Raw genomic sequence first — 15,910 nt, forward strand, 5'->3', positions numbered from 1 at the left:
GGTCCGGTGGAGCCCCCGGCTCCCCGGGCGCCCGTCGCTGCGCCGGGCATCGCAAGGGTCCGTCCCGTCCATGCGCGGGAAAAGCGCCGCCATCGCCACGAGTAAGCACACACGCAAAGCGCAGGGCCGGATATCACATCCGGCCCTGCGCTTTTTCGTGCATAATTTGTCTCTTGAGAGGAGCAGGCTTTCTGCCCATTTCTGCCCGGAACGCTCATTTCATGGTGGATGTGCGCGCAGCGCGGCCTTGCAGCGTCCTATTTAAGAAGTCATCAATAAACGATTGAAAGGTTTATTGTTATGCCAAAATATTTTGCGGCAAAGACACCTGGGCGCTGAAATGCGACATCTAATGAGTGGGTTGTTACGCGTATCTGCCTGTAAGGCTTTTACCGGGAACAATTTGTCAGGGTGAGAAGGGATTTTTTCGGGAAACGCGATCCCTTTGGTAAGCCTGATTTTTGCTTGGCTGTTTAGGCGTGCGTCACAAGGACACCTTCTTCTCCATCTTATGGATGATGTCCTGGCGGCGGAAGTAACCTTGAACGACGCAAAAACATTCACGATACTGCGGTTGTGGGATTAGAAAGACCGATCCTGCCGCTGCACTTTCACTGTAGTACCGAGTTGTTTCGTAACAGAACCCAAGGAAGTAAAAAGAGAAGGAGATCGGCAATGGACAGCAAGCCGGCACAGAATATTCAGGACACCTTTCTGAATACCGTTCGCAAAGACAAGACTCCCATCACCATTTATCTGGTAAGCGGTGTGAAGCTCACAGGCAAGATTCGTTCGTTCGACAAGTACTCGGTACTTCTGGAGAACAACAGCCAGGAGCAACTCATCTTCAAGCACGCCATCTCGACGGTGGTCAGCAGCCGTTCGGTTCTGCACAGTGACCATCGTTCCGGATCGAGCTCGTCCTCGGCGCATGCTCCCACGCACGCTCCCGCCCTGGCAGCCGCCGGCAGCAATTCCGATTCACACTCCTAATCACTGCATGGCCCGCGTCTTTCCATTTCGAGGAAAGGCGCGGGCCGGCAAGGTCCTTCTTTTCGGGATACGGTCTCCTGCCGGCATGCGTTTATGCTGAGGTGGAGGTTCAACCGGAAGTTTGACTGATCAGGGAAATATGCAGGCCATTGGCGCGCACGGCGAAATCGCTGTGCTGGTCGCCGTGGAGTTCGGCTCGCGCCGTGGGCCCCAGTTGCGCACCGCTTCGCTTGCGCGGAGTGCTGCGCTGCTCAGCGAAAGTGCTGAGGAGAGTCTTCTTGCGCCCGACAGCGACGCTGTCTCTTCGCGCAGCTTCGATCTCGAGGCTTCCATTGAGGAGTTTCGCGAGCTGGTCGTCTCTGCCGGTGCGTCGATCGCGGCTGAAGTGGTGCAGAGGCGTCCCAAGCCCGACCCGGCAACCCTGCTGGGCAGCGGCAAAATCGACGAGATTCATGGCATCGTCTCTTCATCGCAGGCCGATGTGGTCCTCTTCGACTACGACCTGACCCCGACACAGCTCAGAAACCTCGAAGACCGTCTGCCTTGCCGTGTCGTCGACCGGACGCAGCTGATCCTCGATATCTTCGCCAGGCACGCCCGGACCCGCGAAGGCCAGCTGCAGGTGGAGCTGGCGCAGCTCGAATATATGTTGCCGCGCCTCACCGGCAAGGGCCGGTCGATGTCGCAGCTCGGCGGCGGTATCGGCACACGCGGCCCAGGTGAAACGCAGCTCGAAACAGACAGGCGCCGGATTCAGCGCCGGCTGCTGCAGCTTCGCGAGGAACTGGAAGGGGTGCGCCGGGTGCGCGCGCAGCAGCGGCAGAGAAGGGAAGCCGTCCCGGTTCCGGCCGTCGCGCTGGTCGGTTATACGAACGCAGGCAAGAGCACGCTCTTCAATACCATCACCCGCGCCGGGGTGCTCGAATCGTCACGCATGTTCGCGACGCTGGACCCGAAGCTGAAGGCGATCCAGCTTCCGAGCCGCCGCAAGGTTCTGCTCTCTGACACGGTGGGATTCATCCGCGACCTGCCGCACACGCTGGTTACGTCCTTCCGCGCCACCCTGGAGGAAGTGCAGAAGGCCGAGGTGCTGGTGCATGTGCGGGACTGTACCAGCCCGATGCAGGAAGAGCATAAGGCCGAGGTCGAAAAGGTGCTGGGCGAACTGGATGTGCTCGCGACGCCCAGGATCGAAGTCCTGAATAAGATCGACCTTCTCCCGGAAGATGAGCGGGAGGCTCTGCTGGCGAGCGGAGCGGTAGCGGTCTCCGGCAAAACAGGGCTGGGGGTCGAGGCGCTGATCGCGCGGATCGACCAGGCGCTGGTCGCCGACCCCATCGTGGAACAGCGGTTTCAGGTTCCGCAGTCCGAAGGACCTGTGCTGGCGGCGCTGGGAGCCGGAGCGCTCATTCGCGAACGCGAATTTGACGGGAATTTAGTGCGCATGACGGTGGCCGGTCCAGCCTCATTGCTGGGGCGTTACAGGCGCTTTTGGCGGAAGCCGTGAGGCTGTGGAAGTTTTTCGAAATAAAATAGATAGGGCCGAGTCAAAAGGGAGCGGAGGTATGTCCCAAATGCTCGGCCCCGTCGACCCTGAACCGGGTCATAGGTGGTACACTTAGTTTACGCCGGTCCAGTGCCGAGTCAAGCGGGATTCCGACGACTTCCGGGGTTGTTTTTTAGCCTGTTTCAAAGGAAATCGGAAGACCGTGATCGTGTGCCCGGCGGATTGACACCGCGAATTCTCGTCTGTTACAACCAATTGTTCCTGAACGCTTTCCAGTAGATAACAACCGCATACGCCCGCGAATTCATGCTACAAGACCTTCTGCGTCAAATCGGCGAACTCCTGCTCGGCTCCGTGCCGACGGCGATCATTTTTCTGATCCTGGTTCTCGCCTATCGCTTTGTTTTATATGGCCCTTTGAAGCGCGTGCTGGCCGAACGCCATCGCCGCACCACCGGTGCGGTGGAGAAGGCGCACGCCGCCATCGCCGCTGCGGATAGCAAGAGCCAGGAGTACGAAGCGCGGCTGCGTGCAGCCCGCGCGGAGATCTTCAGCGCCCGCGAAAAGCGTGTCCAGGAATGGAACGCGCAGCGCGATAAGGCGCTTGCTTCGGCCCGCCTCGCAGCCCATGATCGTATTGCTTCGGCACGCCGTGGTATCGAACAGGAATCCGCCGCTGCCCGGCAGCAGATCGAGTCTTCGACCGATCAGCTGGCTGCCCAGATTCTGCAGGCTGTATTGCCTGTCCGTGCGGAGGGAGCCCGTTGAAGCTGCATCGCCGCACACTCTTTGCTTTCACCCTGCTGTTTGGACTGTTCGCTGCTCCGGCGGTGACCGGCCTGCGCGCCGTCGCGCAGGCTCCTGCCACAACGCAGGCCCAGCCCTCCTCTTCCACGGGAGATCTGGACGCGGCTGAGACCGATAAGCAGACGGAAGCATTCCGTCATTCTGCTCCGGTCAAAAAGCTGGCTGCCGCGTTGCATATGGACACCGAACAGGTGGCCAGGATTTTCGAAGACATCAACTCGGGTATCGTGATCGTCTTGGTCCTCTGGCTGGTCCTCAAGACCGTGCCCAAGGCCCTGCGCAATCGCCAGTCGGCGCTTGAGAAGCAGCTTGTCGAAGCGCGTCTCGCCACCTCGCAGGCCAACGAACGGCTGGCTGTTGTGGAAGAGCGCCTCTCGAAGCTGGGTATCGAGATCGACGCGATCCGCGAGCAGACCGAGCGCGAGATGGCCGAGGACGAGAAGCGCATCCATGCCTCGATCGAAGAAGAGCGTCAGCGTATCGTCGCCTCTGCCGAGCAGGAGATTGAAGCTGCCGGAGCCGCGGCCCGCCGCGAGCTCAAGGCTCTCGCCGCCGATCTTGCGATCGAACGCGCGTTGCACGGCCTTCGCATCACCGAGTCCGATGACCAGGCCCTGATTCACGGCTTTGCCGAGAACCTGAAGGGAGAGCGTAACTAGCATGTCCGCCATTACTGCGCGCTATGCCCGCGCTCTCGCCGACGTTCTGCGCGAAGCCAAGGTGAATCCGGCAACGATCCAGTCGCAGCTTGCCGACTTTCTGGCTGCCTGGAATGTCAGCGCGGATCTTCGCGAAGTTTTTCTCGACCCCTCGTTTCCCGCCGCCGAAAAGGTTGCGATTCTCGATAAGCTGAACACGAAGCTCAAGCTGGCGCAGCAGGCTCGTAACTTCATCGCTGTGCTGATCAGCCACGGCCGTCTGCATGAACTGCGGGAGATCGTTTCCGATTTCAGCAGCGCTGTGGATGAAGAACTGGGCATCCTCGAGGTCTCGGTGACCTCGGCACGGCTGCTCGGAGAAGACCAGCGCAGGGAACTCGAGCGCCAGATCGGCGGGTTCACCGGCAAGCAGATTCGTGCCTCCTATAAGGAAGACGCCTCTGTACTCGGAGGTGTCATCGTCAAGATCGGCAGCACCGTATACGATGGCTCGGTACGCGGCCGTCTCGATCGCCTCAGAGAAGAGCTGATCGCCAGCTAGCAGCTTCGGCAGGCGCGAACAAGATTGATCCAAACCAAGAACCGGCGCCAAACCTGGGTTCGCAGGACCGGTTCGCACAACTCACAACAGGTTCCGACTTAAGAAAACGCAATGGCTCAGATAAACGCAGACGAAATCACAGCGCTCCTTAAAGAGCAGATCGCCAACTACGACGCCAAGGTTCGCGTCGACGAAGTCGGCACCGTGGTGACCCTCGGTGACGGCATTGCGCGCATTCACGGCCTCGACAAGGTCATGGCCGGTGAGCTGATCGAGTTCCCGCACGGCATTGCCGGACTGGCCATGAACCTCGATGAAGACCAGGTGGGCGCCGTCATCCTTGGCGACTACTCCGAGCTTCGCGAAGGCGACCAGGTCAAGCGCAGCGGCAAGATCCTCAGCGTGCCCGTGGGCGAGGCGATGATCGGCCGCGTGGTCAACGCGCTCGGACAGGCCATCGACGACAAGGGCCCGATCAACACCACCGAGACCCTGCCTGTCGAGCGGCTCGCGCCAGGCGTGATCGCGCGTCAGCCGGTCAAGGAACCCATGATGACCGGCCTCAAGGCCATCGACACGATGATTCCGATCGGCCGCGGTCAGCGTGAGCTGATCATCGGCGATCGCCAGACCGGCAAGACCGCCGTCGCGCTCGATACGATCATCAACAGCAAGGGCAAGGACCTGATCTGCATCTACTGCGCGATCGGTCAGAAGCGTTCGTCCGTCGCGACCGTCGTCCAGACGCTCGAAGAGTACGGCGCACTCGACTACACGGTTGTGGTCGCTGCGACCGCTTCTGAGCCGGCGCCCATGCTCTACCTCGCGCCCTACGCGGCTACCGCCATCGCCGAGTACTTCCGCGATAACGGCAAGCACGCGGTCATCATCTATGACGATCTCTCGAAGCACGCCGTGGCCTATCGCGAACTCTCGCTGCTGCTCCGCCGTCCTCCGGGCCGCGAAGCCTATCCCGGCGACGTGTTCTATCTCCACTCGCGTCTGCTCGAGCGCTCCTGCAAGCTCAGCAAGGAACTCGGCGGCGGCTCGCTGACCGCGCTGCCGATCATCGAGACACAGGCTGGCGACGTGTCGGCCTATATCCCGACGAACGTCATCTCGATCACCGACGGCCAGATCTTCCTGGAGACGGATCTCTTCAACTCGGGCGTCCGCCCGGCCGTGAACGTCGGCCTCTCGGTCTCGCGCGTCGGTTTCTCGGCGGCGATCAAGGCTGTGAAACAGGTCGGCTCCACGCTGAAGCTCGATCTCGCGCAGTATCGCGATCTCGCGGCCTTCTCACAGTTCGGCAGCGATCTGGACCAGGCGACGCAGCGTCAGCTGAATCGCGGCCAGCGCCTCACTGAGCTGCTCAAGCAGCCGCAGTTCCAGCCGCTCAGCGCCGAGCAGCAGGTCTTCATCCTCTTCGCCGGCACGCAGGGCTACCTGGACGATATCAAGGTGCCTTCGATCCGCGCCTTTGAGGATGGCCTCTACAAGTACCTGGCCTCCGCGCAGACGGCGGTGCTGAACGATATCGCGACGAAGAAGGCACTGGACGACGAGCTCAAGAGCCGCATGCACGCCGCGCTCAAGGAGTACAAAGCCAACTTCCTCGCCGAGCACCAGGACGCGCAGATTCAGCAGCCGAAGCAGGCGGGAGCGAAGAAGTAAGGCACCCCTATGGCGAACGTCCTCGATTTACGGCGGCGCATCCGCAGCGTGAAGAACACGCGCCAGATCACCAAGGCCATGAAGATGGTGGCCGCGGCGAAGCTGCGCCGTGCGCAGGAGCGCGCGATGCAGTCGCGCCCCTACTCGGCGATGCTGGCAAGCGTGCTCGAATCGCTGAAGCGCCGCATCGACACCTACGATCCCGAGACCGGCGACGCGTGGCATCCGCTGCTGCGCACGCGCGAAGAGAAGCGCGTGCTGGTAGTCGTCATCTCCGGTGAGAAGGGCTTTGCCGGCGCCTTCAACAACAACATCCTGAAGGCGGCGACCCAGTTCATCGACGCGAATTCTGACAAGCAGATCGACGTCGAGCCCATCGGCCGCAAGGCCCGCGACACCTATCGCCGCCGCTATCCCGCCGCTTCCTACACGGAAGCAGCAAAGGGTGAAAACGGTGAGGCGACAGGCCGTGGCGAACGCCAGCGCGGCACCGGCATCGAGCTGATCGGCGACCACACGGGCCTGCTCGAAAAGCTGAACTTCGATGCGGTGCGTGAAGTTGGCGAAGACATCGTCGAGCGCTATGCGCACGAAGAGATCGACGCGGTCTACGTGGTCTACAACGAGTTCAAGTCGGTGATCTCGCAGCGCGTGGTAGTAGAGAAGATCCTGCCCATCATCGCAATCGGCAAGCCGCAGATCGCGCAGTCCGAGGAGATGTCGGCCGACGAGCGTGCCCGCGCAGGCGAAGCCGCACTGACCGCTGGCATCAGCGTGCAGAAGGGCGAAGCCGAGGCGGACATCAAGGAGTTCGAGGACGAGGCGAAGAAGTTCGGCACGGCGGACGTGGATTACATCTACGAGCAGTCGCCGCGCGAAATCTTCAACGCGATCCTGCCGCGCTACATCACCTCGCAGCTGTATCACGCGATGCTCGAGTCCGTTGCCGCGGAGCATGCTGCGCGTATGACGGCGATGGACGCGGCCACCAACAACGCCTCGGAGATGATCGACTCGCTGACGCTGGTGATGAACCGCGTACGCCAGGCCGCCATCACCAAGGAAATTATCGAGATTGTGAGCGGCGCAGCCGCGTTGTCGTAGTTCAAAGCATTGGCAAGCCGGCGCAGCTTCACGGCGCGCCGGAGAAGATCAAGACAGAAGCGGCTCGGGCCGCGAAGATTCCAGAGCAGGAAATATATGGCAGAAAACATCGGCAAAGTGGTTCAGGTCTCCGGTCCCGCCGTCGACGTGCAGTTCGACGAAGCGAAGATGCCCGGCATCTACCAGGCGCTGCGCGTGGTCAGCGAGGGCTTCAATGTGCCCGCGCCCGTCAGCGTCATCCTTGAAGTGCAGCAGCACCTCGGCGAAGGCCGCGTGCGTTGCGTGGCCATGGAGTCGACCGAGGGCATGGTCCGCGGCATGAAGGTCATCGACCTCGGCGGTCCGATCTCCGTTCCCGTAGGCCGCGAGACGCTCGGCCGCGTGCTGAACGTGATCGGCGAGCCGGTCGACGAACTCGGCCCGGTGAACGCCAAGGAGCATCGCCCCATTCATCGTCAGGCCCCGGCCTTCGACGAGCAGGCGACCTCGGAAGAGATGTTCGAGACCGGCGTGAAGGTCATCGATCTCATCCAGCCCTTCCTCAAGGGCGGCAAGATCGGCCTCTTCGGCGGCGCGGGCGTCGGCAAGACGGTCATTATCCAGGAGCTGATCAACAACGTTGCGACCAAGCACGGCGGCTTCTCGGTGTTCGCCGGCGTGGGCGAGCGTACCCGTGAGGGCAACGATCTCTGGCTCGAATTCCAGGAAGCCGGCGTCATCGACCTCAAGGACTTCTCGAAGTCGAAGGCCGCTTTGATCTATGGCCAGATGACCGAGCCGCCCGGTGCGCGTCTGCGCGTCGCGCTGACCGGTCTGACCATCGCGGAGCACTTCCGCGACGAAGAAGGCGCGGACACGCTGCTCTTCATCGATAACATCTTCCGCTTCACGCAGGCAGGCTCGGAAGTTTCGACGCTGCTGGGCCGCATGCCCTCGGCTGTCGGCTACCAGCCGAACCTCGCCACCGAAATGGGTGAGCTGCAGGAGCGCATCACCTCGACGAAGAAGGGCTCGGTCACCTCGGTGCAGGCCGTCTACGTTCCGGCCGACGATCTTACCGATCCGGCTCCGGCGACGACCTTCGCTCACCTCGATGCGACCACCGTGCTCTCGCGTCCGCTCTCCGAGCTGGGCATCTACCCCGCCGTCGATCCGCTGGCCTCGAGCTCGCGTATTCTCTCGCCCCGCATCGTCGGGCAGGAGCACTACGATGTGGCCCAGGGCGTGAAGCGCATTCTTCAGCGCTACAAGGACCTGCAGGACATTATCGCGATTCTCGGTATCGACGAGCTTTCCGAAGAGGACAAGATCACCGTCAACCGCGCGCGCAAGGTGCAGAAGTTCCTCTCGCAGCCCTTCCACGTGGCCGAGCAGTTCACCGGCATCCCCGGCAAGTACTGCAAGATTGCGGATACGGTTCGCTCGTTCAAGGAAGTCATCGAAGGCAAGCACGACGATGTTCCCGAGCAGGCCTTCTATCTCCAGGGCACCATCGAGGATGTTCTCGAGGCGGCAGAGAAGCTCAAGGCGCAAAACAAGTAGACAGGGCTCGGAGCTCAGCGCTCAGTGAAAACAAACTGAGACTGAGCTCTGAGGACTGAGCTCTGAGAACTGAACATGGCAGATACCAATACACTCCAGGTCCGGCTCGTCACCCCTGACCGCATTCTCGTCGATCAGTCGGCGACCGCGGTCGAGGTGCCCGGCAAGTCGGGTTATCTCGAAGTGCTCTACGGAGCGGCGCCGCTGCTTTCCGAGCTTGGCCCCGGCCTGGTGCGCCTGCACGGCGGCGAGGGCGGAGACCAGAGCTATTTCGTGGCCCGTGGTTTCGTCGAAGTGCTGCCGGAGCGTGTCACCATCCTTGCGGAAACCGCGCTGAAGCCCGAGGACATCGATACAGGCGAAGCGCAGCAGGAGCTTGAGGAAGGCAAGAAGCTCTGGAGCGAGGCCGGTGAGGACGCCGGAAAGTATGACGAGGCCAACGAGGTGATTCGTGAGGCGGAATCACTGCTCGACACCGCAAAGGGCGATCGCAGCTAGATTTATATAGAAAAAGCAGGGCATCATGCCCGCAAGCAGGACCGGCCCATGCCGGTCCTTTTCTTTTGCCGCTCCCTGTCCGGATCAGGCGGAGATGTAAGACCAGTATCTGCCCCTTTTCATTTGCCGCCAGTGGTGTATCTTGGAGCAGGTCGCGGACAGCCCTCGGAATTGTCCCCGGACCGCTGCTTATTGCATGCAGATGTCGATCAAGCTCGAAGCGGCTGCGTCCACGCACAAGGGGAATGTTCGTTCCGCCAATGAAGACGCATATGGCTGCTGCCTGGAGTTCGGCGCATTCGTGGTGTGCGACGGCATGGGCGGCGCAGCAGCCGGAGAGATCGCCAGCCAGCTTACAGTGAATACGGTGGTCGACCGCATCTGCTCGGCGAAGCCGAATGCCCAGCCCCGCAAGGCTCTCGAAGATGCCGTGGCGGCTGCGAACAAGCTGGTGTACTCACGCGCGCAGAAAGACTTCAGCCTGCATGGCATGGGCACGACGCTGGTAGCGGCGGTCATCAGCGGACATCATGCCGTGATTGCGCATGTAGGGGACAGCCGTTGTTACTTGTTCCGTCGCGGACAGCTGCTGCGGCAGACGAACGACCACTCGCTCGTCGATGAACAGGTAAGGCTGGGGCAGTTGACGGCCGACCAGGCCGATCGTTCGCCGCTGCGCAATGTCATCACGCGGGCGATCGGCACGCAGCGGACCGTAGCGACCGAGACCGGAGAGCTCGATCTCGAAGCCGGCGACATGCTGCTGCTGTGTACCGACGGCCTGACCCGCGAACTCTCGGACGATCGCCTCGTGGAGCTGCTCAGCACGATGGAAGCCGAGCATGCCCCGGCGCAGGCTATCTCCGAGCTGCTGGTGGCCGAGGCAAATGCCGCCGGCGGCCGCGACAATGTGACCTGCATCGTGACCCGCATCGGGGAATGATCTCTGCATTGCCGGCGGAAAGCCAGCTGGATGCTCGCCAGCGTCAATACACAGAGCCAACCCGGTAGGATTGCAGCATGCGAAAAGGATTTACGAGAAGACCGCAGGCTGAGGAGCCTGCCAAGCACGGCAAGAACTACATCACCCCCGGCGGACTCGAACGTCTCAGGGATGAGTATCAGTTTCTGCTCACCCGGGACCGGCCAGCCGTGGTGGAGGTAGTGGCCTGGGCCGCCGGAAACGGAGACCGCAGCGAAAACGCCGACTACCAGTATGGCAAGCGGCGGCTGCGGCAGATCGATGGGCGGATCCGCTTCCTCGCGAAGCGCATCGAGGCCGCGGAGGTAGTCGATCCGGAAGCCCCGCGAACAGGCCAGCAGGCAGCAAGGGCATTCTTCGGGGCCACGGTCTGCTATGCCAATGCCGAGGGAGCGGAGCGCGAGGTCAGCATCGTCGGCGTGGACGAGGTGGATCTCGAACGAAACCACATCAGCTGGGTCTCACCGCTGGGGCGCGCGCTCATGAGGTCCGCCGAGGGGGACGAGATCGTTCTCCATGCGCCACGCGGCCCTGAGCGCCTGACCGTGCTGGAGGTGCGGTACGAGCGGATTGCCGTAGAGCCATTCCGCGAGCCGCCTGCATCCGAAGCCGAACGCCCGATGTCTCGCTCCTGAGAGATGGGCTGCTTTTCGTCAAGGAATCGGTAGGTGTTTCTTATGGGAGCGGAATTCAGTGGCCTGGGTCGCTGGCGCGAAGGGACATATCGTTACGAATCAAAAATCGTAACTGCCGTAAACGCGGTTTTGTAACTCAGTCCAGTAGACTTCGACTATGGCTGGGTTTGCCGTTGTCGTGACTCTCTTTATGTTTGGAGCCGTGGGGATTCTCTGCGCGTGCTTGCTGTCTATCGTCTTATTCAAGACGGCACGCAGGAAGTTGAATGACGCAGGCGTCCAGGCACAGAGTCTGCCATCCATGTTCGCGGCATCCCCCTTCCTTGGGCTTGGTTGGCTTGTATTTGCCCTTCTCATTCATGTTCAGGTGTCCAATCGCTTGGCGCATCAAGATTGCGGGTTGAGCGGCGACCCCTTCGTCACACTTCCGAATGGATATGAAGTCGGTAGCCATAATACCTACGATGGCTACCTCAAAGCGCCAGGGGCAACTACAGATGTGCCCGTCGCCGGTGATGGCTACGTGCGCTCAATCATTAGCCTCCATCTGGATGGTGATAAGTTTTCTGGCACTCAATACGACTTCAACACTTCCAGTGTCCGTCGCTTCACGTTTGATACCAAGACGGAGACATTTGCGTCTTCGCCGGAGGGACCGATCACGTGGTCTGCTGCTAATGACAGATCTCAGCTTGGCGACGAATCCTATTGGGTGGTTTATAGGAAGTACAGACATCGCTGGCCAAATTACTTACTTCTTTTTCTGATTGTTGGAGGAGAGGTGGCCATCGCGCTGCGGCTTAGGAAAGTGTGGCTTACTGCCGTGTCGAGAGTTTGACTCCTGCTCTCTCGAGCCTCACGCAAAGTCGCCCTTCCGGCAAGTTTGTTGTGTGAGGAGAACAAATATAGGAATGACTCGGCAAGAAGTTCTGGACTGCATTAGAAAGCTTACGCCTGAGCGGGAACGGGAGTGGATGTTCGACTTGGGCGCACAACTAACGATCTCTGCCAGAGGGGCCTATGCATTGGAAGAAGCCGGTGGGGATGTGGCTCATCTCACTGGTTTCAATGAGCTTCAACATCAGATCTACGGACGCCTGCGAGAACTTCGTCGGGGCGGTTCATGGACCTTGGAAAGCTTCTTGGACGGCCTCATCGAGAAAGCGGCGCATTATGGAATTGGTGGCGACCTCGGATGGGCTGTCACGGTTTCTCTCAGAGATATGCTCCACTGAAGCCATATCTTGAAACTCATAGACGGCGATCCCTTCAGCGAAGATATCAAGATCCCGCAGCAAGCGCTCGCCGGGTGATTTCCTGGCCGTCCCTGCCATTTCCGCACTCGTGGGATACCGAACTCGATTCCCCCTGCGCCCTGTTCCACACCGATCCGGCGTATTCTTGTTCGATATGGTGCGGATGACAGTGCTGGCCAGTGGTTCGAAGGGCAACAGCACCGTCGTCTCCAGTGCGCGTACCCGGATCCTGGTGGATGCGGGGCTCTCCTGCCGTGAGCTTTTCAAGCGCATGCAGGTGGCGGGAGAAGATCCCCGCACGCTCGACGCCATTCTCGTCACTCATGAGCATGTGGACCATGTACAGGGGCTGGCGGTGACGGCTCGCAAGCTGGGCATCCCTGTGTACTTCACCGAGGCGACGCATCGTGCCTGGGCTCGCTGGATGACGCCGCGCAAGCGCGTGACCTATGCGGACTGGCTGGAGCAGCGCCGTCAGCAGGCGGCTGCGGAGCTTTCCGCTTCGGCCGAGGTCGTAGACGAGGTTGCCGAGGACGCGATTCAGGAAGCCGCGGCGGAAGAGCTTGCCGCTCCCGACTGCAATAGTCCGGAACCGGAAGACGATGCTCCGCTGAAAGTGGTTGCGGATCCGGCCCGTCTGCCGGGTGTCGAATATTTCACGGCGGGCGAGGCCTTCTGCGTTGGCGATATCGCGGTGACGCCGTTCACCCTCCCGCATGATGCGATCGATCCCGTTGGCTTTGTCTTCGAGGCGGAAGGGATTCGCGTCGGCGTCGCGACCGACCTGGGCTACATGCCTGCGCATGTGGAACAGCGCCTGAAGCGCTGCGATGTGCTGATGCTGGAGTCGAACCACGATCTCGACATGCTGCGCGACGGGCCGTATCCATGGTCGGTGAAGCAGCGGGTCATGTCGCGGGTGGGGCATCTTTCGAACGATGCGGCGGCGAAATTTCTCGAAGAAGGATACGACGGGCAGGCAGCGTACGTGGTGCTCGCCCATCTTTCCGAGAGCAACAACATGCCTGAGCTGGCCAGGCTGGCCGCGGAGCGGGCGTTGCGGGATCGGATGAATCTGCTCGGGAACCGACTTTTACTTGCTACCCAGCAGGCCCCGCTCGAATCTATTACTTTGTAGGGATGCTATACTTGCTGAAGCGTCCCATTGCAGCGCAAGAGCAGTAACGCCCGTGAATTGAATCGCCTAAGCGGTCTTCGCGGTGTCTGACCGTTGGAACTTACGCCTTGCCGGGAGAGTATCGAAACGATGAACAACTGCACCGATCCAGTCATCGGAGACATCCTATCCAGTTGGCGCTATGACATTTCCGGCATTTCCCCGGAAATGCGGGCTGATTATGAAGGTCATTTTGCGGAATGCGCGCATTGCCGGCACCGGCAGCGGCTGCACCGCACGGTCGATATCGCGCTCATCGCGGTGAGCACGCTCTCGATCCTCGCCTTCCTGCTGGCCCTGGCGGTCATCCATCATGTCGAGCCCCTGCGCAACTGGGCGCTGGTGATGCATCTCGATCACCGCAATGTCGCGCTGACCCTGCAGATGGCGGCCATCGCCGGGTTGCTCTTCTCGATGCTCTGCTGGGTGCTGATCGCTATCACCATCCCGGCGCCGGTTTACCTGGCCGGTATGGCCCAGGCCCGCTTTCTCCTGCACGATCGCCTCTCGGACGACCAGGGACATCCCCGCAACGTTGCCTGAGAGTTCGAACCCGACTTTGCCGGGCGATGCCGTCACCGCGTCGCCTGTTCCCCCTCTCCCCGGGACCATCTCCTCCGACATCTCCTTCCAGACTGACCTGTCCACCCCGCGTTTTCAGGAGCGTGCGGACCTGGTGCACTCCACGCCGACCGGCGCGCTGCTGGCCGTGGCCGGAGGCTTTCTCGACGCCTTCACCTACACGGCGCATGACCACGTATTCGCGAATGCCATGACCGGCAACGTGATCCTGCTGGGTATCTCCTGCGTTTCGAGAAACTGGCAGGATGGATTGCGGCATCTTCCGCCCATTGCGGCATTTTTATGCGGCATCTGCACGGCGCGGGGGATCCATCTTTACGCCGAGCGGCGCAACCTGCGCTTCCCGTATCTCTCGGTGCTGCTGCTGGAGATCGTCACGCTGGCCATCCTGAGCTTCCTGCCGCAAAATACGCGGGACTTCTGGATCACGACCAGCATCGCCTTTGCGGCCTCGGTGCAGGTGGCGACCTTCCGGCAGGTGAATGGGCACGGCTACAGCTCGACCTTTACGACCGGCAACCTGCGCACGCTGGGCGAGGCGATCTTTGACTGGATCTTCGCCGGACGCAAGCCGGAGACGCTGAAGCGCCTGGAAGACTTCGCGATGATCTGCGGAGCCTTCTTCCTCGGAGCCTTGATCGGAGCGCTGGCCACGCCGCGCATGGGCAACCGCGCGCTGTGGATCGACCTCGTGCTGCTGCTCGCGGTCGCGGTACGGCTTCTCCAGCAGAAGCGATGGGACGCGCGGGACGGGGTTTAGCCCGCAACGAAGAAGTTGACTGACTGCTTAGCGGCCGGCGAGCGCCAGCTCGAGCGCCGTGGCTGCCACACGCTCGGAGGCGTGGCGTAGCACATTGCCTTCGGCGGCAAAGTTTCCCGTAATGCAGCGGATGCCGAGCGCCTCGATGCGCTCGACGTCGGCGTCGATGAGCTCCGCGCCTTCGGCGGCATAGCGCTCGCGAATGGTCTCCGAGACCGGCGCGGTATTCACCAGTGCATAGTCGAAGATCGGCTGCCGCGCATGATCGTAGATGCGCTCGATGTGCTGCGAGGCACTGAGGTGCAGGCTCTCGTTGGCCTGCGTCATGAGGTTGGCGATGTAGACGCGCGTACCCTGTGCCGCACCGAGCGCCTCGGGGATGCCGCGAACCAGGAGATTCGTAATGAGGCTGGTATAGAGCGAGCCGGGACCGATGGTGATGAGGTCGGCCTTCGCGATGGCCTCGAGCGTCTCGGGCATGGGCTCGACGACAGCGGGTTCGAGCATCAGCTCGGCGATGGGCACGCGGCTGGCCGTGATGTTCGTCTCACCGTCGACCGTGGTGCCGTCCGCCATGCGCGCGCGGAGCTGCACATCGGCGACCGTGGCGGGGTAGATATGCCCGCGGGTGGCCAGCACTTCTGCTGCGAGCTTGATGGCGTGGCCGAAGTCGCCGGTCATCTCGGCCAGGGCAGCGACGAAGAGATTGCCGAAGCTGTGGCCCTCAAGGTCGCCGCCGCTGCGGAAGCGATGGCCGAAAAGCTGTGCGAGGAGGTATTCGTCTTCCGAGAGCGCGACCATGCAGTTGCGCAGGTCGCCCGGCGGGAGCATGTTGAAGTCCTTGCGAAGGCGGCCGCTCGATCCGCCGTCATCGGTGACGGTGACTACGGCGGCAAGATCGCTGATGAGGCAGGGAAGTTCGTCGCAGGCTCCGGGCGCAGCGCCGGTGACCGAAGGGACGTATTTCTTGAGGCCGCGGAGCAGGGTAGAGAGACCGGTTCCGCCACCCATGGCTACGACGCGGAAGCTGCGCCGTGCAGTTTCGGTCAGGGCGGAGTAGGCGGGCAAGGCGGCGGTCGGGAGCTCCATCTTCGTATTCAACAAGGAAGAGTGTATCCCGACGGGCCGCAGCTTGCGATGTTCAGGCGATGACCGGGCCTGTGGCCGATGGCCTAAGCCCGGTTACTGGGTAC

General features: G+C 61.5%; 17 protein-coding genes. 16 read left to right on the top strand and 1 reads right to left on the bottom strand.

Annotated elements, in window-relative coordinates:
- The first annotated feature begins 675 nt into the window (after positions 1-675).
- The 16 genes from hfq (at position 676) to QM649_RS15960 (ending at position 14,717) form a co-directional block, all read left to right on the top strand.
- Positions 676-993 carry an RNA chaperone Hfq gene (gene hfq, locus QM649_RS15885; protein WP_415200041.1) on the top strand — a complete coding sequence of 106 codons (318 nt, stop codon included), beginning with the start codon at positions 676-678 and terminating at the stop codon, positions 991-993.
- A gap of 139 nt (positions 994-1,132) precedes the next feature.
- Positions 1,133-2,500: a GTPase HflX gene (hflX, locus tag QM649_RS15890; protein ID WP_415200067.1), complete on the top strand. Its 1,368-nt coding sequence runs from the start codon at positions 1,133-1,135 to the stop codon at positions 2,498-2,500.
- A 306-nt stretch (positions 2,501-2,806) separates the two neighbouring features.
- On the top strand, positions 2,807-3,268 hold the full coding sequence (locus QM649_RS15895) for an ATP synthase F0 subunit B (RefSeq protein WP_415200042.1): 462 nt from the start codon (positions 2,807-2,809) through the stop codon (positions 3,266-3,268).
- On the top strand, positions 3,265-3,966 hold the full coding sequence (locus QM649_RS15900) for an ATPase (protein ID WP_415200043.1): 702 nt from the start codon (positions 3,265-3,267) through the stop codon (positions 3,964-3,966). The genes QM649_RS15895 and QM649_RS15900 overlap by 4 nt, the downstream gene beginning before the upstream one ends.
- 1 nt (position 3,967) lies before the next feature.
- Positions 3,968-4,507 carry an ATP synthase F1 subunit delta gene (gene atpH, locus QM649_RS15905; RefSeq protein ID WP_415200044.1) on the top strand — a complete coding sequence of 180 codons (540 nt, stop codon included), beginning with the start codon at positions 3,968-3,970 and terminating at the stop codon, positions 4,505-4,507.
- Between the two features lie 111 nt (positions 4,508-4,618).
- A complete protein-coding gene (atpA, locus tag QM649_RS15910; protein WP_415200045.1) occupies positions 4,619-6,181 on the top strand; it encodes a F0F1 ATP synthase subunit alpha in 1,563 nt (520 codons plus the stop codon).
- A gap of 9 nt (positions 6,182-6,190) precedes the next feature.
- Positions 6,191-7,285 carry a F0F1 ATP synthase subunit gamma gene (locus tag QM649_RS15915; RefSeq protein ID WP_415200046.1) on the top strand — a complete coding sequence of 365 codons (1,095 nt, stop codon included), beginning with the start codon at positions 6,191-6,193 and terminating at the stop codon, positions 7,283-7,285.
- A 96-nt stretch (positions 7,286-7,381) separates the two neighbouring features.
- On the top strand, positions 7,382-8,827 hold the full coding sequence (gene atpD / locus QM649_RS15920; RefSeq protein WP_415200047.1) for a F0F1 ATP synthase subunit beta: 1,446 nt from the start codon (positions 7,382-7,384) through the stop codon (positions 8,825-8,827).
- 75 nt (positions 8,828-8,902) lie between these two features.
- The gene (gene atpC, locus QM649_RS15925) at positions 8,903-9,325 is read left to right on the top strand and encodes an ATP synthase F1 subunit epsilon (RefSeq protein WP_415200048.1); all 423 of its coding nucleotides are present in this window, start codon (positions 8,903-8,905) and stop codon (positions 9,323-9,325) included.
- A gap of 196 nt (positions 9,326-9,521) precedes the next feature.
- Complete coding sequence (locus QM649_RS15930; RefSeq protein ID WP_415200049.1) at positions 9,522-10,268, top strand: Stp1/IreP family PP2C-type Ser/Thr phosphatase; 747 nt, start codon at positions 9,522-9,524, stop codon at positions 10,266-10,268.
- Between the two features lie 77 nt (positions 10,269-10,345).
- A complete protein-coding gene (greB, locus tag QM649_RS15935) occupies positions 10,346-10,942 on the top strand; it encodes a transcription elongation factor GreB (protein WP_415200050.1) in 597 nt (198 codons plus the stop codon).
- Between the two features lie 157 nt (positions 10,943-11,099).
- Positions 11,100-11,780, top strand: coding sequence for a hypothetical protein (locus QM649_RS15940; protein WP_415200051.1), 681 nt, complete (start codon positions 11,100-11,102; stop codon positions 11,778-11,780).
- Between the two features lie 136 nt (positions 11,781-11,916).
- Positions 11,917-12,177 (top strand): hypothetical protein, encoded by a 261-nt coding sequence (locus QM649_RS15945; RefSeq protein WP_415200052.1) that lies wholly within the window; start codon positions 11,917-11,919, stop codon positions 12,175-12,177.
- 175 nt (positions 12,178-12,352) lie between these two features.
- Positions 12,353-13,336, top strand: a complete 984-nt coding sequence (locus tag QM649_RS15950) for an MBL fold metallo-hydrolase (RefSeq protein ID WP_415200053.1) — start codon at positions 12,353-12,355, stop codon at positions 13,334-13,336.
- A 129-nt stretch (positions 13,337-13,465) separates the two neighbouring features.
- Positions 13,466-13,918, top strand: coding sequence for a hypothetical protein (locus tag QM649_RS15955; protein ID WP_415200054.1), 453 nt, complete (start codon positions 13,466-13,468; stop codon positions 13,916-13,918).
- The gene (locus tag QM649_RS15960) at positions 13,911-14,717 is read left to right on the top strand and encodes a YoaK family protein (RefSeq protein ID WP_415200055.1); all 807 of its coding nucleotides are present in this window, start codon (positions 13,911-13,913) and stop codon (positions 14,715-14,717) included. The genes QM649_RS15955 and QM649_RS15960 overlap by 8 nt, the downstream gene beginning before the upstream one ends.
- Before the next feature lie 27 nt (positions 14,718-14,744).
- Here the strand turns inward: QM649_RS15960 and QM649_RS15965 are convergent, their stop codons facing one another.
- Positions 14,745-15,806, bottom strand: coding sequence for a gluconeogenesis factor YvcK family protein (locus tag QM649_RS15965; RefSeq protein ID WP_415200056.1), 1,062 nt, complete (start codon positions 15,804-15,806; stop codon positions 14,745-14,747).
- Positions 15,807-15,910 lie beyond the last annotated feature (104 nt).

It is taken from the genome of Silvibacterium sp. (genome assembly GCF_047605705.1).
GTDB lineage: Bacteria > Acidobacteriota > Terriglobia > Terriglobales > Acidobacteriaceae > Silvibacterium.